Annotated in this window: 21 protein-coding genes and 2 riboswitches; all 21 genes read left to right on the plus strand. The window is 31.2% G+C overall.

Going from position 1 to position 24,881, the window contains the following annotated elements; translation table 11 throughout:
- Positions 1-67: 67 nt before the first annotated feature.
- Positions 68-1,024: an AAA family ATPase gene (locus tag ABDZ93_RS13545; protein WP_343826942.1), complete on the plus strand. Its 957-nt coding sequence runs from the start codon at positions 68-70 to the stop codon at positions 1,022-1,024.
- A gap of 94 nt (positions 1,025-1,118) precedes the next feature.
- Positions 1,119-2,180 (plus strand): DUF58 domain-containing protein, encoded by a 1,062-nt coding sequence (locus ABDZ93_RS13550; RefSeq protein WP_343826943.1) that lies wholly within the window; start codon positions 1,119-1,121, stop codon positions 2,178-2,180.
- Positions 2,181-2,184: 4 nt separating this feature from the next.
- Positions 2,185-4,590, plus strand: coding sequence for a transglutaminase-like domain-containing protein (locus ABDZ93_RS13555; protein ID WP_343826944.1), 2,406 nt, complete (start codon positions 2,185-2,187; stop codon positions 4,588-4,590).
- Positions 4,590-5,411, plus strand: a complete 822-nt coding sequence (locus ABDZ93_RS13560) for a Cof-type HAD-IIB family hydrolase (RefSeq protein ID WP_343826945.1) — start codon at positions 4,590-4,592, stop codon at positions 5,409-5,411. Before ABDZ93_RS13555 ends, ABDZ93_RS13560 begins: the two co-directional genes overlap by 1 nt.
- Before the next feature lie 105 nt (positions 5,412-5,516).
- Complete coding sequence (locus tag ABDZ93_RS13565; RefSeq protein WP_343826946.1) at positions 5,517-5,984, plus strand: tRNA (cytidine(34)-2'-O)-methyltransferase; 468 nt, start codon at positions 5,517-5,519, stop codon at positions 5,982-5,984.
- Positions 5,985-5,998: 14 nt separating this feature from the next.
- Complete coding sequence (locus ABDZ93_RS13570; protein ID WP_343826947.1) at positions 5,999-6,850, plus strand: DegV family protein; 852 nt, start codon at positions 5,999-6,001, stop codon at positions 6,848-6,850.
- 593 nt (positions 6,851-7,443) lie between these two features.
- A riboswitch (glycine riboswitch) is annotated at positions 7,444-7,549 on the plus strand.
- A 3-nt stretch (positions 7,550-7,552) separates the two neighbouring features.
- A riboswitch (glycine riboswitch) is annotated at positions 7,553-7,607 on the plus strand.
- Positions 7,608-7,676: 69 nt separating this feature from the next.
- Positions 7,677-8,054 carry a GrdX family protein gene (locus ABDZ93_RS13575; RefSeq protein WP_343826948.1) on the plus strand — a complete coding sequence of 126 codons (378 nt, stop codon included), beginning with the start codon at positions 7,677-7,679 and terminating at the stop codon, positions 8,052-8,054.
- Positions 8,055-8,069: 15 nt separating this feature from the next.
- Entirely contained in the window at positions 8,070-8,993 is a 924-nt protein-coding gene (gene trxB, locus ABDZ93_RS13580) for a thioredoxin-disulfide reductase (RefSeq protein WP_343826949.1), read from the plus strand.
- Between the two features lie 72 nt (positions 8,994-9,065).
- Positions 9,066-9,395 carry a thioredoxin family protein gene (locus ABDZ93_RS13585; protein ID WP_343826950.1) on the plus strand — a complete coding sequence of 110 codons (330 nt, stop codon included), beginning with the start codon at positions 9,066-9,068 and terminating at the stop codon, positions 9,393-9,395.
- A 99-nt stretch (positions 9,396-9,494) separates the two neighbouring features.
- A complete protein-coding gene (locus ABDZ93_RS13590; protein ID WP_343826951.1) occupies positions 9,495-10,781 on the plus strand; it encodes a glycine/sarcosine/betaine reductase component B subunit in 1,287 nt (428 codons plus the stop codon).
- A 64-nt stretch (positions 10,782-10,845) separates the two neighbouring features.
- The gene (gene grdA / locus ABDZ93_RS13595) at positions 10,846-11,313 is read left to right on the plus strand and encodes a glycine/sarcosine/betaine reductase complex selenoprotein A (RefSeq protein WP_343826952.1); all 468 of its coding nucleotides are present in this window, start codon (positions 10,846-10,848) and stop codon (positions 11,311-11,313) included.
- 86 nt (positions 11,314-11,399) lie between these two features.
- On the plus strand, positions 11,400-12,704 hold the full coding sequence (gene grdB, locus ABDZ93_RS13600; RefSeq protein ID WP_343826953.1) for a glycine reductase complex selenoprotein B: 1,305 nt from the start codon (positions 11,400-11,402) through the stop codon (positions 12,702-12,704).
- Between the two features lie 175 nt (positions 12,705-12,879).
- The gene (gene grdC / locus ABDZ93_RS13605) at positions 12,880-14,418 is read left to right on the plus strand and encodes a glycine/sarcosine/betaine reductase complex component C subunit beta (RefSeq protein ID WP_343826954.1); all 1,539 of its coding nucleotides are present in this window, start codon (positions 12,880-12,882) and stop codon (positions 14,416-14,418) included.
- Between the two features lie 100 nt (positions 14,419-14,518).
- Positions 14,519-15,682 (plus strand): glycine/sarcosine/betaine reductase complex component C subunit alpha, encoded by a 1,164-nt coding sequence (gene grdD / locus ABDZ93_RS13610; RefSeq protein WP_343826955.1) that lies wholly within the window; start codon positions 14,519-14,521, stop codon positions 15,680-15,682.
- Between the two features lie 216 nt (positions 15,683-15,898).
- Positions 15,899-17,002 carry a BMP family lipoprotein gene (locus ABDZ93_RS13615; RefSeq protein ID WP_343826956.1) on the plus strand — a complete coding sequence of 368 codons (1,104 nt, stop codon included), beginning with the start codon at positions 15,899-15,901 and terminating at the stop codon, positions 17,000-17,002.
- Between the two features lie 233 nt (positions 17,003-17,235).
- Positions 17,236-18,765 (plus strand): ABC transporter ATP-binding protein, encoded by a 1,530-nt coding sequence (locus ABDZ93_RS13620; RefSeq protein ID WP_343826957.1) that lies wholly within the window; start codon positions 17,236-17,238, stop codon positions 18,763-18,765.
- Between the two features lies 1 nt (position 18,766).
- Positions 18,767-19,843: an ABC transporter permease gene (locus ABDZ93_RS13625; protein WP_343826958.1), complete on the plus strand. Its 1,077-nt coding sequence runs from the start codon at positions 18,767-18,769 to the stop codon at positions 19,841-19,843.
- On the plus strand, positions 19,836-20,777 hold the full coding sequence (locus ABDZ93_RS13630; protein WP_343826959.1) for an ABC transporter permease: 942 nt from the start codon (positions 19,836-19,838) through the stop codon (positions 20,775-20,777). Before ABDZ93_RS13625 ends, ABDZ93_RS13630 begins: the two co-directional genes overlap by 8 nt.
- Before the next feature lie 164 nt (positions 20,778-20,941).
- A complete protein-coding gene (gene rpoN, locus ABDZ93_RS13635; RefSeq protein ID WP_343826960.1) occupies positions 20,942-22,327 on the plus strand; it encodes an RNA polymerase factor sigma-54 in 1,386 nt (461 codons plus the stop codon).
- A gap of 245 nt (positions 22,328-22,572) precedes the next feature.
- The gene (locus tag ABDZ93_RS13640; RefSeq protein WP_343826962.1) at positions 22,573-23,595 is read left to right on the plus strand and encodes a sugar-binding transcriptional regulator; all 1,023 of its coding nucleotides are present in this window, start codon (positions 22,573-22,575) and stop codon (positions 23,593-23,595) included.
- A gap of 239 nt (positions 23,596-23,834) precedes the next feature.
- Complete coding sequence (gap, locus tag ABDZ93_RS13645) at positions 23,835-24,842, plus strand: type I glyceraldehyde-3-phosphate dehydrogenase (RefSeq protein WP_343826963.1); 1,008 nt, start codon at positions 23,835-23,837, stop codon at positions 24,840-24,842.
- The last annotated feature ends 39 nt before the right edge of the window (positions 24,843-24,881 follow it).

A 24,881-nucleotide genomic window follows, 5' to 3' on the forward strand; every position in this document is an offset into this window, starting at 1 on the left:
AAGGTTTTTTTGATAATGATACCGAAATAGTAAGAATAAAATAATGGACAAAATTGGGGGATTTGGAATGGGAAGTAATGTAGAACTTATAGAAAATATTGTAGCTAATATAGAAAAAGTTATAGTTGGAAAACAAAAAGAGATTTATGATATCATGAAAGGTATGATTTCGGGAGGTCATATTTTAATAGAGGATGTACCAGGAGTTGGGAAGACAACATTGATAAAAGCCATAAAAGAAAGCTTGAGTTTATCATACAGTAGAATTCAATTTACTCCTGACTTACTTCCGTCAGATATTACTGGTATTTCAATTTATAATGCTGGCACAGGAAAATTTATTTTTAATAAGGGACCTATATTTTCAAATATAGTTTTAGCGGATGAGATTAATAGAACATCACCTAAAACACAGTCTGCACTATTAGAAGTAATGGAAGAAATGCAGGTTTCAGAAGGGGGAGCAACCTATGAGGTAGAGAAGCCATTTTTTATAATGGCTACAGAAAATCCTATTGAATATGAAGGGACTTTTTCTTTGCCAGAGGCTCAGCTAGATAGATTTATGATAAAAGTTCATCTTGGCTATCCAAGCAAAATGGATGAAGCATATATTTTAAATTTATATAGAAGGGAAAATCCATTAGACGAACTAACTCCAGTTGCAACAAAGGAAGATATAATAAACATTCAACAACAGGTTAAGGAGATAAAGGTTAATGATGAAATTAATAAATATATAGTAAATATTATTGATGCTACAAGAAATCATAAAGAAATAGTATTAGGTGGAAGTACGAGAGCTTCTTTAGGATTGCTTAGGATTGCACAAGCTACAGCCTTAATAAAGGGTAGAAATTATGTAATACCGGAAGATGTTAAGGAAAATGTTAAATTAGTTCTTTCTCATAGGATAATATTAACCAATGGCTCTATTGCAAGGGGAATAAAGGCTGAGAATATTTTAGAAGAAATTTTAAATTTAGTAATAGCACCAAAGGTAAGAATATATGTTGAAGATTAAAAAATCCTATTTTATATTAACTATTCTGGCTTTTATATTTGCTCTATTTTCAGGAGGAAATTTACCCTATTCTATTTTTTATTGCCTTCTTTTAGTGTTAATTATTACAAGTATATATATTTATTTTGTAAGAAAGAGTTTAAATATTGATGTAGTTAGCGATAAAAAGGAAATTATTGCTGGTCAAAATAATAACATTATTATAAAGGTATACAATGATTCTATATTTCCAATATCATATATGGAAGTTGAAAATTCCCTTTTAAAAGGAGTTATGAAAAAATATAGAGGGGATATTATTTCTATAAATATAAATAGTAACAAATTTATGAAAAAAAGTATAAATATACCGATTAGAGGTGACTATAGATTAGGTAGTACAACTAGTATAGTTAGTGATATATTTGGAGTTTTTACTTGGAAAAATTCATATAACCATAATGAAACTATAAAGGTATATCCTAATATTTATCCCTTGAATAGTATTAAGATAAAAGGAGCTAATCTAAGAGAGTTTAATACTAAGACTGTAATGAAAGAGTTAAATAAGGGGCCTGAAAGTTTAGAAACTATCAAAAATATTAGAGAATATAGGATTGGAGATAGTTATAGAAGAATAAACTGGAAGGTTACTGCAAAGCATGGAAAATTATTTGTAAAGGAATATGAAAGTAGTGAAAGTCCACGTATACATGTTTTTTTAGACTTAAGAAAAGATCCTTTTAGTTTGGATAAAGATGGGGTAAGAGAGGAAGATGTTGTAGAGTTTTTCCTATCTCTAATAAACTATATGCAGGATAAAAGTGCTAATTCACAAGTTATAATTATAGGAGAAAATGCTGAAGTTTTTAATATTAGTAATAAGGAACATTTGGAAGGATTAAAAACTCGTATGGTAAGTAAGTACAGTGAAGGAAGAGGTAAGTTACCTCTTTTTATGAAGAAGTTCATGTTTAATGTGAATAAGAAAAGTGCTGTTGTCATAGTAACCTATGATATGAGTAAAGAGAATATAGATTACTTTATAAGTTTATCTACAGAGGGATATCAAGTTACATTATTTTATTTAGATAAAATGCCTAAGGTTAGTTATGATGCTATTTCCCATATGTTAAATAAGGGTATAAATTGTTATAGCATAGAAGAAATAAGGTGATGCCATGAGAGTTATTGAAGAAAAAATATTAAAATCTTTTTTAGTTATTATAAATTTTACAATAGTAATAAAGCTTATAGTAGATTGTTTTAAAATAGAAGAACTAAATTTTGTATTTTTAATACTACTATTTTCTATGGGTATACTAATTTACATGTTTTTTTCTAAGGTACTTAATAATACAAGAAAAAAAATAATCTTTTTTATAATTGCGTTTATTTTACTAGGGATAATCATTTATACAACTTCTGGAATATTTGTATTAAAAGAAATTCAAGTAATATCACTTAATTTAAAAAATATAAATAGTGCAGCCCTCAAGGCTAAAAATATTAATTTTGAGGAGTTTGTTCATATATTTTCCATAACGATTCCTTTACTTATAGCTGTGCTTATAGCTATAACTCAGAAATTTAGATATACTCCTCTGTTTTTTTCTATAGGCATTTTTATAATTTTCTGGTATCAAATATTCTATAAAAATGTTATTCCTAACATTTCTTATTTTATAGGAATCGTTATTATAACCTTAGGAATAGGAGAATATATTAAAAAATGTAGGGAATATAGAGGTAGAGAAGTTAAAATAGATATTAATATAAAATACATGATTACATTAATACTCATATTTTCTCTAGTAATTCCAAGATTAATATTGATACTACCTCAAGAATATAAAGGAAAAACTGTAAACAGTGTTACTACTTTTTTTAAAAATGAATTTGCAAGGAAAAAAGAAAATGAAAAGAATCCACCTTTGGAAGCTTTGAAGGGGAGCTTTTCAATGAAGCAAAGTGGGTATAGTGATTCATCTAAAATATTAGGAGGATCTATAGCAATAAATCATAGAGAGGTGTTTAAAGTAATTTCAGATAAGCCTTATTATTTAAGAGGTAAGGCTATGGATTATTATACAGGAAGATCATGGACAAAATCTGAGGAAAAAGTAATGAGAAAAGTTGAGGTTAATGAATCTTCCAATATGCCTATGTATAAACTTATAATGCCAACAAAAGATGAAAATTTTGAAGTCGAAGAAAAAACATTAACTATAGTTCCAGGAAAGAACTTTAAAACTACTTCATATTTTACGCCTAATAATAGTAATAATATCATTAATGATAGTAAAAATCTGTTTGTAGATCTAATTCCGATATTTATGAGTGATGTAGAGATAAAGGAACCTTACAAGGTTAGTTATATATCTTATGGTGACTTTGATAATTATCTTGAAGGAATTCAAAATTCTTTGTATAAAAAAACTCCATTGAATGAAAATTATATAATGCCCCAAAGGGAGTTTGGAGTTGATGATTATTCTTATAGAGAGAATTTAATTTCATCAATAGATACATCTAAAGGCATAGAATATGTAAATAGAGAAAGTGCTTTTTTAAATAACTTTATGCTACATTACATGAATTATCTTCAGCTTGATGCTCCGATTAATGATGAAGTATATAAAATAGTTGATAATATACTGATTAGTGAAGCACAAGCAAAAGAAAAGACTGTGGAGGAACTAACGACTCACGAAAAAGCCTTAGCTATAAGAAGTTATTTGATGAAAAATTATAAGTATGTTACTAATGTGGGAGAGAATGATGAATATAGCGATTTTGTAAGTAATTTTTTACTCTTAGATAAGAAGGGATATTGTACTTATTTTGCATCTGCAACAGTAATGATGTGTAGAATTGCAGGTGTTCCAGCTAGATATGCAGAAGGATTTAAAATGTCAGATGATAAAGGAGAAGATGGTAGTTATAAGGTAACTAATGCTGACGCTCATGCATGGGCAGAAATACTTATAAACCCATATAGAAATCAATGGGCCATAGTAGACTCAGCACCAACTCCAACTGAATATGAAGAAGCTCAAGAAGAAATTGAATTAGAAAATACACCAACGGAAAATAATCCAAACAATGAAGCTAAGAATAATAAAATTAATAAAAATCAACCAGGATTTAATGAAGATGAAGGTGAAATGGGAGAAAATGGTGAATTCAATAAATATATAGGAGTCTATATAACTATAGGAGCAGTAATTATAATAATAACTATATTTGTTGGATTGTATGAAATTAATAAAATGAGAATAGTTAAGAATAAAAGCATAATACCTTTATATAATTATTATTTAAAAAGGCTAAGGACTCAAGGTATAGCAAAAAGTAAAAGCAGTGGAGATCTAGAATTTGTAGATTCTATAAGAGATATAGAGCTGCAAAATAGATTAACAGATATTGTAAACTTGGTCTATGATGAGTTTTATGGAGAAATATTACCAGGTGCGTTTGAAAAAAAAGAATATTTCATGTATATTGAGAATTATATTAAGGAAAGAGAAAAATGGTATAAATACATTATTAATAAGTATTTTGTATTTAATATATGGAGGTACTAATGAAATATAAGTTAATTTGTGTTGATATGGACGGCACATTATTGAATAATAAAAAGAAGATATCTAAAAGAAATTTAAAGGCAATTAATGAAGCACATAATAAGGGGGCTAAATTTGTAGTTGCCACAGGAAGAATATTTGTATCAGCTAATTATTATGGAGATATAATAGGGGTAAAAACCCCTATTATAGCTTCAAATGGAGCATATATTAGAGAAAAAGACATGGATAAAGCTATATATGAAGAATATTTAAATAAAGAAGAGTGTAGAGTCATATTAAGGTTATTAAAAAAGCATGGTATTATGCCTCAATTTTATAGTACGGATACAATATATACAGAAGAGATAAAGTATTCAGCATTAATATATAGTAAGGCAAATGCAACTTTACCTAAAAATAGGCAGGTAGTCATAAGAATTATAGATCGATGGGAAAAACTATTTGAAGAGAATGTAAATTTAATTAAAGTTATGGTAGTACATGAAGATAAAGAGAGAGTTATAGCTGCAAAGCAAGAGTTTTTAGAGCTAAAAAGCTTTGAAGTAGTAAGTTCTATGGATGGAAGTTTTGAGATTATGAGAAAGGGAACATCAAAGGGAGAAGCAGTAAAGAAGATATGTGAGTATTATGGAATTGATAGAGAAGAAGTAATTTGTATGGGAGATAACGAAAACGATATTTCTATGATTAAATTCGCAGGGGTAGGTGTAGCTATGGGCAATGCTGAAGAATTTGTAAAAAAACAAGCAGATTATGTGACCCTTAGCAATGAAGAGGATGGAGTTGCTAATGTCATCGAGGAGTTTATATTAAAATAAAATATTAGACAAAGTTTTTAAAGTTATAAACTTTACATAGAAATAGAATTGAAGTATTATATCTTTATCAAGCCTTAATAGGTTTATTTTTAGGAGGACGTAATAGTGAACTTAAATATAGTATTATTTCAGCCAGAGATTCCTCAAAACACTGGGAATATAGGAAGAACTTGTGTACTTACCAACTGTAAGCTGCATTTAATAAAACCACTAGGATTTAGCTTGGATGAAAAAGCAGTAAGAAGGGCTGGACTTGACTATTGGCCACAGTTAGAGTTAGAAATCCATGAAAGTTATGAGGCTTTAAGAGAAAAATATAAGGATGGAACATTTTATTTTTGTACTACTAAAGGAACTAAATATTATAATGAGCCAAATTTCAAAGAAGGTGATTTTTTAGTATTTGGTAGAGAATCTAAGGGATTGCCTGATTATATAAGAGAAGAAAATAAAGAAAATCTTATAAAGGTGCCTATGGTAGATACTACAACTAGATCTCTTAACCTTTCTAACACAGTTGCTATAATTGCTTATGAGGGATTGAGACAAATAGGGTTTGAAAATATGAAGTAGGGTGTGAAAAAGGTTTGAAAAAAGTAAAAATAATAACAGATAGTACATGTGATTTACCACAGGATTTGGTTAAATCTCTTGGTGTACATGTAATACCTTTGCAAGTAACCATCAACAATAATACTTATTTAGATGGAGTAGATATAGATGTAGAAACATTTTTTCAAGAGATGGAGAAGACGGAAGAACTTCCTAAAACAAGTCAAATACCTCCAGCTAAGTTTGAGAGTATATATAAGGAGTATATCCATGAGGAATATGAAATAATTTCTCTTCACCTATCCTCTAAGATGAGTGGTACGTATCAATCAGCTTTAATAGCAAAAGATATGGTAGGAAATGATAAGATACATGTAATAGATTCACAAAATGTTACCAGTGGTCTGGGAATACTAGTGCTTAAAGCATGTAAGCTTAGAGATGAAGGAAAAGGAGCTAAAGAAATAACTTCAATTATCAACGATATTATTCCTAATATAAAGAGTACCTTGAATTTCCAATCACTAGATAACTTAGTTAAGGGTGGAAGGCTTAGTAAAGCTACAGCATTTGTAGGTGGACTTTTAGGAATAAAATTGAATTTAGCTGTTGAAAATGGCGAAATGGTTGTAAGGGATAAGGTAAGGGGGAGTAAAAAGGCTCTTAAGTGTTTAATAGATTATTTAGATCAGTGTGGGATTTCACAAGATGTTACACCTATAGTTTTAAATGCTACAGTTGATGAAGAAAACAGAAGTGTACTTAATGGAATTATAGACTATTTAAAAGAACATAACATTGAATTTATAGAATCTGAGGTTGGATGTGTAGTAGGAACACATTCAGGGAAAAATGCTTGCGGCATTTTCTTTATTGGAAAAAATTAATACTAATTTAAATATTAATTTTATTATATATAATAAAAAGGATATGATTTAATAAAATGTCATTGACTTAGGATGCACTTTATAAGGTCATATCCTTTAAATATTAAATTTCAAATAGAATATAACATTATATTTGAAATAGTGATATAGGATTTTATAATGACATATAAATAAATTTATTGTATATTAAGTATTTCAAATATCTTAAGTATTAATGAAGTACAAAATTAATTTATAGAAAAAATAATAACCATATTTAAAAAGTTAAAAAAATATCAATGCATTTTCAAGTATATAAAAGGATAAATTTAAATATATTAGAAATTTATTTCTTTGAAATATTTTTCTCCAAAGAAATAATAGTAGAACAAATAGGCGCTTAGTGTTGATATGCAAGGGATTTAGCCATATTAAGAAAAAACATATATGAAGGTAATGATAACATATATAATTGACAGAATATTTATATTAAAAAAACTTTATAGAAACTATAGAAAAATCAAATAATAAAACAATAAAAATATGTAGAATATTAGACAAATTTATTATATACTAATATTAAAGAAAGAAATTAAATAAAATAGTAAGTTTGGATGACATTTTCGGAAGAGAATCTATTAAATTAGGTAGCCGAAGAAGCAAGTATTTATTTTGCCGAATAAATATGAAACTCTCAGGCAAAAGGACCGAAAATGGACAAAACTCTGGAAAGCGTATATGCACCGAAGGAGCAAAACTCTCAGGTTAAAATACAGAGGCATAGGGCAAAATATATTTAATATTTTGCCCTATGCCTTTTTATGTGCACCTAATAGGAGGTATTTAAATGATAGAACCATTATTTATTGTAACTAACAATCCTATGTCAAAGGAGAAATTTGAGGGAAAGTATAAAGTTGAGTTTATAGATGTGCCGCAGTTGGATATACTAAAAAAGGTAAGAAATTATATTCATAAGGGCAATAGAATACTTACTCATCCATTGATGGGTAGTGTAAAGCCTAATGAAACTCCTTACAGAACTGTTTGTGTTTCAGTGGAGGTTGTCGATGGGGTTGATTTGCAGTCTTTGGAAATTATGGAAAATTCTATAGTTACAACAGAAAAATTTTTAAGAGATTTTAACACTCCACAATGGAGTGAAAAAATATTAGCAGATTTTCAATTAATAGATTCAGACTTAATAGATCATGCTATTAACTAAGGGAGGTATATTGATATGTCACAAATTTATGACACTATAATAATTGGAGGCGGACCTGCAGGATTATCAGCAGGACTATATGCTTCAAGATCACGAATGAAAACGTTAATCATTGAGAGAGCAAAATATGGTGGTCAGGCAACAACAACTGATGAACTAGAGAATTATCCAGGTTCAATTGAAGAATGTACTGGAACAACATTAAGTCAAAGAATGAGACAGCAAGCAGAAGATTTTGGTACTGAGTTTGTTAAAGACGAAGTAGTTGATACTGTTTTAGAAGGCGATGTTAAAGTTATTAAATGTAGAAAAGGTGAATATCAAGCTAAGACAATAATAATCGCAACTGGAGCAACTCCAAGACTTGGTGGATTTAAAAATGAGATAGAATTAAGAGGAAGAGGAGTTTCTTATTGTGCTACTTGTGATGCAGACTTCTTTACTGAGCTTGATATTGCTGTAATTGGTGGTGGAGACTCAGCTATTACTGAAGCTATATATCTTGCTAAATTTGGTGAAACTGTTACTGTAATTCATAGAAGAGATTCATTAAGAGCAGCTAAATCATTACAAGAAAAAGCTTTTGCAAATCCTAAAATTAAATTCATTTGGGATTCTGTTGTAGAGGAAGCTAATGGAGATGAAATTCTAGAAAGTTTGACTATTAAAAATAGAAAAACTGGTGAAGTTAGCACTTTAGAAGTTAACGGTTGCTTCGTATTTGTTGGATATTTACCAATATCAGAGCTATTTAAAGATAAAGTAAATATGACCGAAAGAGGAGATATAATAACTGACGAAGAAATGAGAACTAACATACCAGGAGTATTTGCAGCTGGAGATGTTAGAGAAAAATCATTAAGACAAGTTATTACAGCAGCAGCAGATGGAGCTATTGCAGCTACTAATGCAGAGCATTATATAGAAAATTTACATTAGAATATAATTTATTTACTTTAGGTAAATTATATATTAATAAATATTTATAATCTGAAAGGTAGGTAAAATACAATGATAGAATTAAACAAAGATAATTTTGAGTCAGAAGTTTTAAACAGTGATAAACCAGTTTTCGTAGATTTTTGGGGAGATAAATGTGAAATATGTATATCTTTAATGCCAGGTGTTCACGATTTAGAACCTAAGTATGAAGATAAAATAAAATTTGCTAGCTTAAACATAGGTGGAGCAAGAAGAGTTGCTATAGGACAAAAAGTTCTAGGACTTCCAACCATGAAAATCTACAATGGTGGAGCTTGCGTAGCTACAATAACTCCAGATAAAATTGCTACACTAGATGATATCGAAGGGTTCATTAAAGAATACTACGAAACATTATAATTTCAATTTTCAAGGTTAAAAAGGTTATTAGATGAGGAGGATTACCTCCCATCTTCTAATAAATAAAAGTGACCTATATATTTTTAGGAGGTGAAGGTTTTGCGTCTAGAGATTGGAAAGATATTTATTAAGGATCTTCAATTTGGACCAGAAACAAAAGTTGAGAACGGAGTTCTTTATGTAAACAAAGAGGAATTATTAAGCGAAGTATCTGGTGACGAAAGGATTGCAAGCATCGATTTTGATATTGCAAGACCAGGTGAGGAAGTTAGAATAATACCTGTAAAAGACGTAGTTGAACCAAGAGTTAAAGTAGAAGGAAATGGTGGAATATTCCCAGGTTTCATTAGCAAAGTAGATACAGTAGGTTCTGGTAGAACGCATGTTTTAAAAGGAGCTGCAGTTGTAACTACTGGTAAAATCGTTGGTTTCCAAGAAGGTATAGTTGATATGAGTGGAGAAGGTGCTAAGTACACACCATTCTCAAAAACAAATAATCTTGTGGTTATATGTGAACCAAAAGAAGGAATTTTACAACATGATCATGAAGAAGCAGTAAGAACTATAGGATTTAAAGCAGCTACATACCTTGGAAAAGCAGGTAAGAATGTAGAACCTGATGAAGTGAAAAGTTATGAAACATTACCACTTCTACAACAAGTTCAGCAATATCCAGAGTTACCAAAGGTAGTATATGTATATATGCTTCAAACACAAGGATTATTACATGATACTTATGTATATGGAGTAGATGCTAAGAAGATAATTCCTACATTTATTTATCCAACAGAAGTATTTGATGGAGCTATCGTAAGTGGAAACTGTGTATCTGCTTGTGATAAGAATCCTTCTTATGTTCATATGAATCATCCAATAATAGAAGATTTATATGAGAGACATGGTAAGGACTTTAACTTCTTAGGTTGCGTTATAACGAATGAAAACGTATATCTAGCTGATAAAGAGAGATCATCAAATATGGTTGCTAAGTTAGTAGAATTCTTAGGAGCTGATGCTGCTATAATTTCTGAAGAAGGATTTGGAAACCCAGATGCGGACTTAGTTATGAACTGTAATAAAGTTACAGCTAAAGGTATTAAAACTGTTCTAGTAACAGATGAGTATGCTGGTCAAGACGGTATGTCTCAATCATTAGCAGACTCGACTCCAAAGGGGGATGCTGTAGTAACTGGAGGAAATGCTAACGAAGTTGTTGTTCTACCACCTATGAAAAGAGTAATAGGCCATGTAGATGCTGCCAATATTATTGCTGGTGGACATATGGGAAGTTTAAGAGAAGATGGATCAATTGAAGCCGAAATTCAAGTTATTACTGGAGCAACTAGCGAAGTCGGATTTAACTACTTAACAGCTAAAGGATATTAATTTAAAAATATAAATAAAAGTTTAGTTTAATGATTATTAGTATATTGAAAAGGAGATAGATATTATGTTACAAGGGAAAAAAGCTATCTGTATAGGAGATAGAGACGGAATACCAGGACCAGCTATAGAAGCTTGTGTTAAATCAGCAGGAGCAGAAGTTGTTTTTGCATCAACAGAGTGCTTTGTCTGAACAGCTGCAGGTGCAATGGATCTGGAGATCCAACAAAGAGTTAAAGATCTAACTGAAAAATATGGTGCAGAAAACATGGTAGTAGTAATCGGAGGAGCAGAGGCAGAAGCATCTGGATTATCTGCTGAAACAGTTGCTGCTGGAGACCCAACATTTGCAGGTCCTTTAGCAGGAGTTGACCTTGGATTATCTGTATTCCACGTTGTAGAACCAGAAATGAAAGCAGAATGTGATGAGGCTATCTATGACGAACAATGCGGAATGATGGAAATGGTTCTTGATGTTGATGCTATTATAGAAGAAGTTAAAAATGTAAGAGACCAATTCTGTAAATATCTTTAATAAATAATTTTAATAGAAAATGTTAAGTTAATTGACCTAAGAAATAGAATTTCTAGAGGCCAATACCCATGAAAGGGGGAAAACCTATGTTAAAAGTTGTTCATTATATAAACCAATTCTACGCAGGAATAGGCGGAGAAGAAAAAGCTGATATTAAACCTGAGGTTCGTGAAGGGTTTGTAGGACCTGGACTTGGATTAAATGGGTTATTAAAGAAAGAAGACGTTGAGATAGTTGCTACAGTTATTTGTGGAGATTCTTACTATGCTGAGAATACAAAAGAAGCACAAGCAGAAATTATCGAAATGGTTAAAAAATATAATCCGGATTTATTTATAGCTGGACCTGCATTTAACGCTGGAAGATATGGTGTTGCATGTGGAGATGTATGTAAGGCAGTTAAAGAAGAGTTAAATATACCTGTATTATCTGGAATGTACATTGAAAATCCAGGCGCAGACATGTATAAAAAAGATTTATATCTTATCTCTACAAGAAATAGTGCTGTAGGTATGAGAGATGCATTACCTAAAATGGCTAAATTAGCTATTAAATTAGCTAAGGGAGAAGAAGTAGGTTCTCCAGTAGAAGAGAACTACATTGAGAGAGGTATAAGAAAGAACTATTTTGCAACTGAAAGAGGATCTAAAAGAGCAGTTGACATGCTTGTTAAAAAAATAAAAGGTGAAGAATTCGTTACAGAATTTAAAATGCCTGACTTTGATAGAGTTGATCCAATGCCAGCAATAAAAGATATAACTAAAGCTAAAATTGCTATAGTTACATCTGGTGGTATAGTTCCAAAAGGAAACCCAGATCACATAGAGTCATCTTCAGCTTCTAAAATTGGTAAATATGATATAGAAGGAATTAATGATTTAACTGGAGAAACTTTTGAAACAGCACACGGCGGTCATGATCCAGTGTATGCTAACGAAGATCCAGATAGAGTTATCCCGGTAGATGTCCTAAGAGAGCTTGAAAAAGAAGGAAAAATAGGATCATTACACAGATACTTCTATTCTACAGTTGGTAATGGTACAGCTGTTGCATCTTCTAAAAAATATGGTGAGTTTGCAGCTAAAGAATTAATAGCTGACGGCGTAGATGCAGTTATATTAACTTCTACGTGAGGAACTTGTACACGTTGCGGTGCAACGCTTGTTAAAGAAATAGAAAGAGCTGGACTTCCAGTAGTTCACATGTGTACTATTACTCCAGTATCTTTAACTGTTGGAGCTAACAGAATAATTCCTACAGTTGCTATTCCTCACCCACTTGGAAATCCAAATTTATCAAAAGAGGATGAATATTCATTAAGAAGAAAACTTGTTGAAAAAGCTTTAAAAGCTCTTGAAACAGAAGTTGATGGACAAAAAATATTTGAATAATTGAAATTAATAATTTAGTAATTAGGGGTAATCCCCTAATTACTAAATATATTGATAGCAGATTGGTTAGTTTGCACAATGTACAATGAATAGTTTTTATCCATTTATTATAGATTGTGCAAATTACAAAATTAATTATTATAAAGGCACATTATTAAGGGAGGTTGAATTAAAAATGAATTTTCCAGTTATAAAGAAAGCATCTTATATTTTAGTGAATACTCCAGATATGGTAATACATAATGGAACTACACAAACATTAGAAAAACAAACAAATCCTGATTCAGAATATTTAAAGGCTATAAAAAGTCATTTAAGAAGTTTTGAGGAAGTTGTAGCTTATGCACCAAACCAAACTTATATAGGAAACATTACACCAGAAGAGTTAGGCGAAATGCCAAGACCATGGGTTGGAAAGAATATAGAAAATGCTAACAGATTTGGTAAATACGGAGAAATAATGCCACAAGATGAGTTCTATGGCTTAATGAAAATCTCTGATGTATTTGATTTAGTTTTATTAGAAGAATCCTTTGTTGAAACTATAAAAGAAAAATTAGCTAAGCACCCATTACTAAAGGAAAAAGCAGAAAAAATTGCTGGTGATGAAATAGCTAAGATTGAAGAACTAGTTAATAATGCTGGAGCAGAAGGATTATATATAGATGGAAAACTTGTTGGTTGTGTAAGAAGAGCACATGAGTTTGACCCAAACCTTTCAGCTCACTATATGCTTGAAAATTTAGCAGTTAAATCTTCAGGAGTACTTGCTGGAATGCACCTAGTTGACAATTTAGATATTCCAGTGGAAGAAATAGGATATATAATAGAGTGTTCAGAAGAAGCAATAGGAGATATGAACCAAAGAGGTGGTGGAAATGTTGCTAAGTCTATAGGTGAAGTTGTAGGTCTTTCAGGAGCTACTGGTTCAGATATGAGAGGATTCTGTGCAGGACCTACTCATGCATTAATAAATGCAGCATCACTTGTTAAGAGTGGAATATTCAAAAATGTACTAGTAGTTGCAGGTGGAGCTACTGCTAAGCTTGGAATGAATGGTAAAGATCACATAAAGAAAGAATTACCAGTGCTTGAAGACTGTCTAGGAGGATTTGCTATTCTTGTTTCTGAAAATGATGGAGTAAGTCCAATTTTAAGAACTGATATAATAGGAAGACATACAATTGGTCATGGTGCCTCCCCACAAGCTGTACTTGAAGCATTAGTACTTGATCCATTAACAGCAGCTGGACTTAAAGTAACAGATGTAGATAAATATGCACCAGAGATGCAAACACCAGATATAACTGAACCTGCAGGAGCAGGAGATGTGCCAACTCAAAACTATAAAATGATTGGTGCTTTAGCTGTTAAGAAGGGTCAATTAGATAGAAAAGAATTACCAGGGTTTATAAAAGCTCATGGATATCAAGGTTACGCTCCAACTCAAGGTCATATCCCATCTGGAGTACCAATAGTTGGACATGGAATAGATCACATTAAAGATGGCGTTTTAAATAACTTTATGATTGTAGGAAAAGGAAGTTTATTCTTAGGAAGAATGACTAACCTATTCGATGGAGTTTCTATACTAGTTGAAAAGAATACTGGAAAACTAGACAATGAATCAGGTGTAAGTAAAGAAGAAGTTAAATCAATGGTAGCAGATGCTATGAAGGATTTTGCAAGCTTTTTAATGAACTCTGATAAATAGAGTCTTTAAACTCATAAGGAGGAACTCTCCTTATGACGCTTAAAAATTACTAATTTATCTCTTTAAATAGAAGAGATTATTAAAGAAACGGGGTGTAGAAATGAGTCAAAATGCTACTAAGGCAATGATTGCTGAAGTCTTTAATGATATAGCAACAGGAATAAAAAGCGGACAATTCAAGAAAAAAGTTAGAATAGGCTTAACTATATTAGGGTCTGAACATGGAATTGAAGAGATGGTTAAAGCTGCTGAACTTGCAAAAGTGAAATACGGCGATTTTGATATAGTTCTAATTGGTCCTAAAATAGATGTTGATTTTGAAGTAGTAGAAGTAGAAACAGCTGAAGAAGGTCATAAAAAAATGACATCTATGTTAGAGTGTGGAGAATTAGATGGTTGTGTTACACAACACTTTGATTTCCCAATAGGGGTTTCTACAGTAGGTAAAGTGATGACTCCTGGTAAAGGAAAAGAGATGATAATAGCTACAACTACAGGAACTACTTCTACAAATAGAGTTGAGGGAATGGTTAAAAATGCTATATCTGGAATATCAGTAGCTAAAGCTAATGGAATTGTAAATCCAAAGGTTGGAATATTAAATCTTGATGGTGCTAGACAAGTAGAAAGAATTCTAAGAGAGGCTCAAGAAGGTGGATATGACATATCTTTTACTGAATCATTAAGAGCTGATGGTGGAGCTGTAATGAGAGGAAATGACCTTTTAGCAGGAACTCCAGATGTTATGGTTTGTGATTCTTTAACAGGAAACCTATTAGTAAAAGTATTTTCATCATTTACTACAGGTGGAAATTATGAAACTGTAGGAGCTGGATATGGTCCTGGAATTGGAGAAAACTATGATAAATTAGTTAATATAGTTTCAAGAGCTTCAGGAGCGCCTCTTATTTCAGAAGCTTTAAGATTCTGTGCAACTTGTGCAGAGAATAAGGTTTTAGACATAGCAAGAGATGAATTTAAGGCAGCTAATGTAGCTGGATTAAAGGAGATTATAGATAAAACTACAAAAAAAGCTAACAAACCTCAAGAAGAGGAAGAAGTAAAAATGCCACCTAAAAAGGTAGTAACTTTCTCTATAGCAGGGATTGATATATTAGAGCTTGAAAATGCATGTAAAGCACTTTGGAAAGAAGGTATATATTCAGAAAGTGGAATGGGATGTACGGGACCTATAGTGCTTGTAGCTGACGAAGATGGAGCAAAGGCTCAAGAGGTATTAAAGAAGGCTGAATTTATATCTTAAAACATAAATAATAAAAATACAATTGACTGTAAATTTACAGCCAATTGTATTTGATTTTTAGGGATAATTATGGTATATTCAGCATATAAATATATGAAATTAAATAGTATAGCATATAGGATTATGCATGATAAAAACTTTTTATTAGGTTATAATACATACTATAATAAAACTTTTATATATTTATATTACTTATTTATTTCAGGAGGGTTTAAGATGAAAATGAAAAAAATAGTTGCTCTTATGGCAACGGTTGCTATGAGTGCATCCTTATTAGTAGGTTGTGCTGGTGGCGGAAACGATGACAAAGGTACAGCAAGTGAAGGTAAAGATACTCCTAAAACAGAAGTATCAGTAGGTCTTTCAACAGATGAAGGTGGATTAAATGATAAATCATTTAACCAATCAGCTGATGAAGGTGTTAAAAGAGCAGAAAAAGAGTTTGGAGTTAAATATACTCCGATTGAAGCTCAAAAGAAAGAAGACTATGAGCCAAACCTACAATCTTTAATAGATGGTGGTTCTGATTTAACTTTAGCTATTGGTTTTCAATTAGCAGATGCAGTTAAGGCTGTGGCTGCAAATAATCCAGATTCAAAACTATGTATCATAGATTCTGAAGTTAAAGATGCTAGTAATGTAATGTCAATAACTTTTAAAGAAGAAGAGGGTTCTTTCTTAATGGGAGTTATAGCTGGATTAACTACTAAAACTAACAAAGTTGGATTTATAGGTGGAAAAGACTTCGATACAATTAATAAATTTGAAGCTGGCTTCGCTGCTGGTGTTAAAGCTGTTAATCCAGAAGCAGCAGCTGGACTTATAAGTGCAGACGGTAAGAATCCAGGAACAACTGTTAAATATGCAGATTCTTTTGCTGATACAAATAAAGGTAAAGAACTTGCTACATCATTATATGGAGCTGGATGTGATGTAATTTATCATGCAGCAGGTGGATGTGGTATTGGTTTATTCCAAGCAACTAAAGAATTAAAGGAAGCTGGAAAAGAAGTTTGGGCTATAGGTGTTGATATGGACCAAGCGGTTTCTCTTCCAGAATTTAAAGATGTTATCCTTTCTTCTATGATGAAGAGAGTTGACAATGCTACTTACGATGCAACAAAAGCAGTTATAGATGGAACATTCAAAGCAGGTCATGTTGAGTTAGGTATTTCTGAAGGTGGAGTAGGTATGGCTGAAACAACTAAAGACAATACTGCTCCTGATGTAATTAAAAAAGCAGAAGAGTTTGAAGCTCAAATTAAAGAAGGTAAAATTAAAGTGCCTGCTACAAGACAAGAAGTTATTGATTTTAAATAATCAAAAAATAATCAAGAAATAAGCTAGATTTTATATCTAGCTTTTTTTTATCACTTTTGATAATATGTTTTTAGAAGAGTAAAATTGTATGAAAAATAAAAATAATATTCAATAAAATATTTTTATGGTATAATGAGAGATGGATTCTATAAAGTACATATCGGTATTTTAACTAATATTAAGCATTTTAATGTAGTATGTAAACGTAGGTAATATTATAAGGAGGAAGGGAAATGGAAAAAGTAATTGAAATGAAAGGTATAACTAAAGTTTTCCCTGGAACCATTGCAAACGACAGTGTAAATTTTGATTTATTACAAGGTGAAACTCACGTATTGTTGGGCGAAAATGGTGCAGGAAAAACTACCTTAATGAATATACTTTATGGCTTGTATCAGCAAGAAAAAGGTGATATTTATGTTAATGGAAATTTAGTTAAAATTAACAACCCTAGTGAAGCGATAAAGCTTGGAATAGGGATGGTCCACCAACACTTCATGTTAGTTCACAACTTTACAGTAGCTGAAAATATTGTACTTGGATGTGAACCTAATAAGGGGTTACGTATGGACCGAAAAAAAGCGTATAATGATGTAAAGGAACTATCAGATAAATATGGATTTTCTATAGATCCTAATGCTATTATTGAAGATATATCTGTAGGCCAACAGCAAAAGGTGGAAATCCTTAAGGCTCTTTATAGAGGGGCAAAAATTCTAATTCTTGATGAACCTACAGCGGTTTTAACACCACAAGAAATTGAGGAATTAGGCAAAATATTAGATAATTTGAAAAAAGAAGGAAAGTCTGTTATTCTTATAACTCATAAATTGAAAGAAGTTATGAGCATGAGTGATAGGGTTACTATAATTAGAAGAGGTAAAGTTACCGGTATCGTTAATACTGCTGATACTAGTATTGATGAATTAGCTGAGTTGATGGTTGGAAGAAAAGTAAATTTAGTGGTAGAAAAAATAGAATCTAAATTAACTGGAGAAGTTCTTAAGGTTGAAAATCTATCTGCTAATGATCAAAGAGGGATTCCTGCTGTAAAAAATGTTTCGTTTACTGTTAATGGAGGCGAAATTTTAGGTATTGCAGGAGTAGATGGGAATGGACAAACAGAACTATTAGAAGTACTTACAGGTCTTAGAAAAGGTCACAATGGAAAAATGTTATTAAATGGAAAAGATTTATATGGAAAATCTCCTAGAGAAATTATTGACTCAGGTGTTGGACATATTCCTGAAGATAGACATAAAAGAGGTCTTATACTAAAATATTCATTGTTTGAAAATTCTATTCTTGGAATCCATAAAAATAAAGAATTTAATAAAGGTATTATGATGGACTATAAGGCTATTAAAAAACATTGTGATACACTAATAGAAGAGTTTGATGTAAGAACACCTAGTAATGAAGTAAATGCATCTGCTTTATCTGGAGGTAACCAACAAAAGTTAATTGCAGCTAGAGAAATTTCTAAAGACCCAACATTGTTAATTGCAGCTCAACCTACAAGAGGTATAGACGTAGGTGCTATTGAATATATTCATAGTAGACTTGTAGATGAGAGAGATAAAGGAAAAGCGGTACTTTTAGTATCTTTAGAATTAGACGAAATTTTAGCTCTTTCAGATAGAATTGCTGTTATGTATGACGGTGAAATAGTAGATATTTTGGAAAGAAAAGATGCAGATGAGCAAAAACTGGGCATATTAATGGCTGGTGGAAGCTTGAATAAGAAAGGGGAAGAGAAATAAAATGAGTAGTAAAGTTAAGGATACAATAAAGGCTATACTCTTTCCTGTAGTAGCAGTTATATTTTCTTTATTTATATCGGTGTTTTTTGTTATGTGGGCAAAAGGGTACTCAATAACTCAATACTTTACAGCTTTGACTGATTTAGTTTCAACTATATGGACTGGTAGTTTTGGAACAAAAAGAAATACCATGGCTACGTTAGCGGAAGTGACACCTTTGATTTTTACTGGTGTAGCTAATGCTGTAGCTTTTAGATGTGGACTATTTAATATTGGTGTAGGTGGTCAATTTGTATTAGGTATGGTTGCAGCTGCCATAGTAGGAACGATACCAGGATTAAGTCCTATAGTACACATTCCGTTAATAATTGTAAGTGGTATAGTTGCTGGAGGAATTTGGGGAGGAATACCAGGATTTCTTAAAGCTAAGTTTGGAACTAGTGAAGTTATAAATACAATTATGATGAACTATATTTCTATCGCATTAGCCAACTATATTATACTTAGAACGGCCTTTGGAGTTCCAGGAAAGGCTGCAACTCCAATGATACAAGAAAGTGCAAAACTTGCAAGGTTTGTTGAAGGAAGCTCAGCTAATATAAGTTTATTTATAGGTATTATAACAGCTATTCTTATGGGATTTATATTATGGAAAACTACCATTGGATATGAGATAAGAGCCGTTGGTATAAATCCTCATGGTGCAGAATATGGTGGAGTAAATGTTGCTAAAAAAGCAGTTTTAGCTATGGTTTTATCAGGAGCTATAGCTGGTCTTGGTGGAGCTACGCACGTAGCTGGTGTGAAACATTTAATTCAAGACTTTATGGTAGTTCCTAGCTATGGATTTGATGGTATAGCAGTAGCGCTTTTAGCTAAGAAAAATCCAGTAGCGTGTATTTTATCAGCGGTATTGTTCGGAGCTTTAAATAGTAGTTCAAGAGCTCTTCAAATTAGTGGAATACCAAAAGAAATAGTATTTTTAATTCAATCAGTAATTATTATATTTGTAGCAACAGACTACATTGTGACTTACTTTGGAAATAAGAAAAAGAAAGGGGAGATAATGAATGGATAATATAATTGTTGTTAGTATCATTTCATTAATAACAGCTACTTTAAGAATAGCTACACCTCTTATCTTCACATCCTTAGGAGGAGTGTTTTCTGAACGTTCAGGCGTAGTGAATATAGGTCTTGAAGGTATGATGACCATAGGAGCATTTTTTGCAGTATATGGAACATATATAACAGGTAATCCTTTAGTTGGGATAGTGTTTGCTTTAGTAGCAGGTGGATTACTTGCATTAATTCATGCAATTCTTAGTATTCACTTAAAATCAGATCAGGTTATTTCTGGTACAGCTATTAACTTATTTGCTACAGCACTAGCTAGTTTTTTGATATATATATTATTCAATGGAAAGGGAGGTCAAACAGATTTAGTAACCCTTCTTCCTTATAACTTACCGAAATTTATTGTGGATATTCCTATTATTGGAGATATCTTATCTGGATTAAACTGGTTTGTAATAATGGCAATAGTATTGGTATTTGTATCCCAGTTCGTACTTTACAAAACTTCTATTGGACTTAGAATTAGATCAGTAGGAGAACATCCAAAAGCGGCAGATACACTAGGAATAAATGTATACCTAGTAAGATACATCTGTGTAATATTATCAGGAATGTTAGCAGGTCTTGGTGGAGCTGCTTTATCAATTGGTATTACACCAATATATAGAGAAGGAATGATAGCAGGTAGAGGATTTATTGCTTTAGCAGCTGTAATCTTTGGTAACTGGACACCGATTGGTTCTTTTGGGGCATGTTTATTGTTTGCATTTGGTGAATCATTCCAGATATTTGCGCAAGGGCTTGGATGGTCATTACCATCTGAAGTGTTTACAATTATACCATATCTATTAACTATGTTAGCGCTTGCTGGATTTGTAGGAAAAACAAATGCACCAGCGGCTTCGGGCGAGGCATATGAAAAAAATGGTAGATGATATTTAAATAAATTAAAATTATGATATAGTTTAGAGAGTTAGCTTGATATAAGCTAACTCTCTTTTTATAAATTATTGTCAGGGAAATAAGAATTCTGCTATTTGGTTAGGAATATTATAGGTTTTATGATATGATTAGAATAAGATGAGTAGGAGGGATATTTATGAATTTAGGCTTTGATTTAAGGCTATCACAGGAACAAAAATTGATTATGACAATGGAAATGCAACAATCAATAAAGTTACTACAAATGTCATCCTATGAACTTTTGCAACATATTGATAAGGAATTACAAGAAAATGTAGTTTTGGAAGTGGAAAATAATTTGGAAACACCTAAAGATGAAATTGTAGATAATGAGTTAAGGGAGTATAGGGAATTAATTAGAGATATGGCTATGGATAATTATAATGATAGGTCATATTATAAAAATGAAGAAAATGATTTGGTATCACCTTTTAATTTTATAAGTAGTAAACCTACTATTAAGGATTATTTAAGAGAACAAGTTATGCATAGTAATTTAGATAGACGAGATGAATATATTTGTAGATATATTGTAGATAATATTGATCATAGAGGGTATTTAGATGAGAAAGTTACAGATGGTTTGATTGAAGAGCTGAGTATTTCAAAAGATGCAGCTATAAGGTGTATAGATATAGTTCAGGGACTTGAACCACCAGGAATATGTGCTAGGTCACTAAGTGAATGTTTAATAATTCAGCTGCGTAGGAAAAATATAATGAATAGCTATGTTGAAGAAATAATAAATAACTACTTGTATGAGTTATCAAAAGGAAAATATCAATTAATAGGTAAAAAACTTGGAGTTACAGCTAAGATGGTTCAAGGGTATGAAGATATAATAAAAAAGTTGGAACCTAAACCTACTAGGGGATTTTTTACTGGTGAAGAAATTGGATATTTGATTCCAGATGTTTATATAAAAAAAGTTAGTGAAGAGTATGTAGTTTTAATGAATGACAATTTATTACCTAATTTAATGATTAATAATACCTATAAAGATGTAATTAATAGCAGTAATGATTCGGTGGCCATAGATTATGTAAAAGATAAAATTAGTAGTGCCATGTTTTTGATTAAAAGCATACAAAATAGAAAAAATACCTTGTGTAGAGTCGTGGAGGAAATAGTTAAAAATCAAAGAGAATATTTAGATAAGGGAAATAATTATATAAAACCAATGACTATTAAATATATAGCTAATAGTTTAAATGTGCATGAATCTACAGTTGGTAGAGCTATAAGGGATAAGTATGTAGCTCTTCATACAGGGGAAATTAAAAGGATAAAGGACTTGTTTACTAATAGTGTAAATGTTTTAAGTCAAGGTATATCATGTGTTAGTGTAAAAGACATGATAAAGAATACAATAGAATCTGAAGATAAGTCAAAGCCACTATCTGATTCAGCTATATGTAAAATTGTTAATGAAAAAGGTATAGATATATCTAGGCGCACTGTAGCTAAATATAGAGAAGAGTTAGGGATAAAAGCCTCGTCTCAACGAAAAAGATTAACATAGATTTTGATATTCCATATGAAACATAATTTTTTTATTATGATTTATATGGAATTAATTATTTTTATATAAATAGAATTATTTTTGAATAAATTATAGAGGAGTGTAGAAATATAACTTATATAAAACTTAAATCAAAATAAATACTTCACAAATGATGAATATTGTCATATAATATAATTAGAAAATAAAAGAATTGATGGGACATTTTGTGTCCATAGGGACATGAAATGTCAATGGAGTAAAAGATGGAAAAGTTATTAAAGTTACAGCAGAAGGTAGTACCTGAATTACTAGAAGTTTTAGATTTGCGATATATCATATTAAAAAATATAAAGTATAGAGAACCTATAGGAAGGAGAATGTTGTCAACCATAGTAAATTTAAGTGAAAGAGTTGTGAGAAGTGAAACAAATCTTTTGAAAGCTCAAGGGTTAATCGATATTAAATCCTCAGGTATGTATATTACTGAAGAAGGCAATGAAGTTTTTGTTGGACTTAAGGCTTTTATGAAGGAATTAAGTGGTTTAAATCTCATAGAAGAGGAATTGAAAAAACTTCTTAAAGTTAGAGAAGTGATGGTTATTAATGGAAATGTAGCAGAAGATAGTACATTATATACTGAACTGGGTAGAGTAGCAGCTAATTATTTAAAAAGTATTATTAAAGATGACATTATAATATCACTTACAGGAGGACGTACAGTGAAGGAGGTTATTTATAATTTCACTTCAATGACTAAATATAAAAATATAAAAGTTTTACCGGGAAGAGGTGGTATGGGTAAGGAAACAGAAATACAATCTAATACATTAGTAGAGATATTAGCAAATAAGTTAGATGGTACTTATGAATTGTTACACATCCCAGACAATATAAGCAGTGATTCTTTTAAAGCTTTGATTAAGGAATCAGATATTAAGGAAACTTTTGAACATATAGAGAAGTCAAATGTCCTTATCCATGGTATAGGGTTGGCTAAAGAAATGTGTGATAAGAGAAGCCTGTGTAAGGACGTAAAGGACAGGATATTAGAATTAGGAGCTATAGGAGAAGCATATGGCCATTATTTTAATAGTAAAGGTGAGATTGTATATTCTATGCCTTCAATTGGAATAACTAAAGATAGAATAGAAAGTATTCCTAATGTAATAGCTGTAGCAGCGGGCATCGAAAAAGCAGAAGCTATTATGGCTATACAAATGGGAAAAGTGAATTCTGCGCTAGTTACTGATGAAGCTACGGCAAAAGAAATTTTAAAATTATTTTAAATAAAGTCAGTTATTAATACTTAATGGTTTTATCTGAGGGTTACTTACTACAATATTAATATATTTTTTAACTAATATATTATGATTTTTTAGCTTTCATGTTTTGAAATTATTATGTTGTATATAAGAAAATGTGTCTCTGGATAAGGATTTTATGGAGGAGAGCTCCTGCAAATCTGTTTACATCAATTAAGTTTGAATATAAAAATTATTAAATTAAATGTTGGAGGTATTTTATAATGGTTAAAGTTGGAATTAATGGTTTTGGTAGAATTGGAAGAAATGTATTTAAGGTTTTGGTAGATAAATATGCAAAGGACATTGAAGTTGTAGCAATTAATGATTTAACAGATCCAAAGACGCTGGCACATCTTTTGAAGTATGATACGCTTTATGGTAAATTTAATGGGGCAGTTGAAGCAACTGAAAATTCAATTATTGTTAATGAAAAAGAAATAAGAATATTCGCAGAAAGAGATCCTAAAAACATACCATGGGGACTTCAAGGTGTGGATATTGTAATAGAATCTACAGGATTATTTACAGATGCTACAAAGGTAAAGGATCATATAGAAGCTGGAGCTAAAAAGGTGTTAATTTCTGCTCCAGCAAAAAATGAAGATATAACAATTGTACTTGGGGTAAATGAAGATAAATATGATGCTAAAAATCATAATATTATTTCAAATGCTTCATGCACAACTAACTGTTTAGCACCTTTTGCTAAAGTTTTAGATGAAAAGTTTGGTATAGTAAAAGGACTTATGACTACAATACACTCATATACTAATGATCAGAAAATATTGGATGCACCACATAAAGATTTAAGAAGAGCTAGAGCAGCAGGAGAATCAATGATTCCAACAACTACAGGAGCGGCAAAGGCGGTTGCTTTAGTTTTACCACAGCTTAAAGGAAAATTAAATGGTTTGGCAGTAAGGGTTCCAACACCAACAGTTTCGATGACTGATTTAGTATGTGAACTTGGTAAGTCAGTGACTGTAGAAGAGGTTAATGGAGCGTTAAGAGAAGCAGCAGAAGGAGAACTTAAAGGTGTTTTAGGATTCTCTGAGGAACCATTAATTTCAATGGACTTTAGAGGTGATGAGAGATCTTCAATTGTAGATGCCTTATCAACTATAGTTATGGGAGATAATCTAGTTAAAGTAGTAGCTTGGTATGATAATGAGTGGGGTTACTCAAATAGGCTAGCAGATTTAACAAAATATGTTGCAGATAGATTATAATCTTTAAAATGTGTTAAAATAGGTATGTAATAAAAATCT

Source organism: Clostridium subterminale, from assembly GCF_039521425.1.
In the GTDB taxonomy this organism is placed as follows: Bacteria; Bacillota; Clostridia; order Clostridiales; family Clostridiaceae; genus Clostridium_J; species Clostridium_J subterminale.

Coding starts and splice junctions, on each gene's coding strand:
- ABDZ93_RS13545 (WP_343826942.1), top strand. CDS start 68: ATGGGAAGTAATGTAGAACTTATAGAAAATATTGTAGCTAATATAGAA.
- ABDZ93_RS13555 (WP_343826944.1), top strand. CDS start 2,185: ATGAGAGTTATTGAAGAAAAAATATTAAAATCTTTTTTAGTTATTATA.
- ABDZ93_RS13560 (WP_343826945.1), top strand. CDS start 4,590: ATGAAATATAAGTTAATTTGTGTTGATATGGACGGCACATTATTGAAT.
- ABDZ93_RS13575 (WP_343826948.1), top strand. CDS start 7,677: ATGATAGAACCATTATTTATTGTAACTAACAATCCTATGTCAAAGGAG.
- trxB (WP_343826949.1), top strand. CDS start 8,070: ATGTCACAAATTTATGACACTATAATAATTGGAGGCGGACCTGCAGGA.
- ABDZ93_RS13585 (WP_343826950.1), top strand. CDS start 9,066: ATGATAGAATTAAACAAAGATAATTTTGAGTCAGAAGTTTTAAACAGT.
- grdC (WP_343826954.1), top strand. CDS start 12,880: ATGAATTTTCCAGTTATAAAGAAAGCATCTTATATTTTAGTGAATACT.
- grdD (WP_343826955.1), top strand. CDS start 14,519: ATGAGTCAAAATGCTACTAAGGCAATGATTGCTGAAGTCTTTAATGAT.
- ABDZ93_RS13615 (WP_343826956.1), top strand. CDS start 15,899: ATGAAAATGAAAAAAATAGTTGCTCTTATGGCAACGGTTGCTATGAGT.
- ABDZ93_RS13620 (WP_343826957.1), top strand. CDS start 17,236: ATGGAAAAAGTAATTGAAATGAAAGGTATAACTAAAGTTTTCCCTGGA.
- ABDZ93_RS13625 (WP_343826958.1), top strand. CDS start 18,767: ATGAGTAGTAAAGTTAAGGATACAATAAAGGCTATACTCTTTCCTGTA.
- ABDZ93_RS13630 (WP_343826959.1), top strand. CDS start 19,836: ATGGATAATATAATTGTTGTTAGTATCATTTCATTAATAACAGCTACT.
- rpoN (WP_343826960.1), top strand. CDS start 20,942: ATGAATTTAGGCTTTGATTTAAGGCTATCACAGGAACAAAAATTGATT.
- ABDZ93_RS13640 (WP_343826962.1), top strand. CDS start 22,573: ATGGAAAAGTTATTAAAGTTACAGCAGAAGGTAGTACCTGAATTACTA.
- gap (WP_343826963.1), top strand. CDS start 23,835: ATGGTTAAAGTTGGAATTAATGGTTTTGGTAGAATTGGAAGAAATGTA.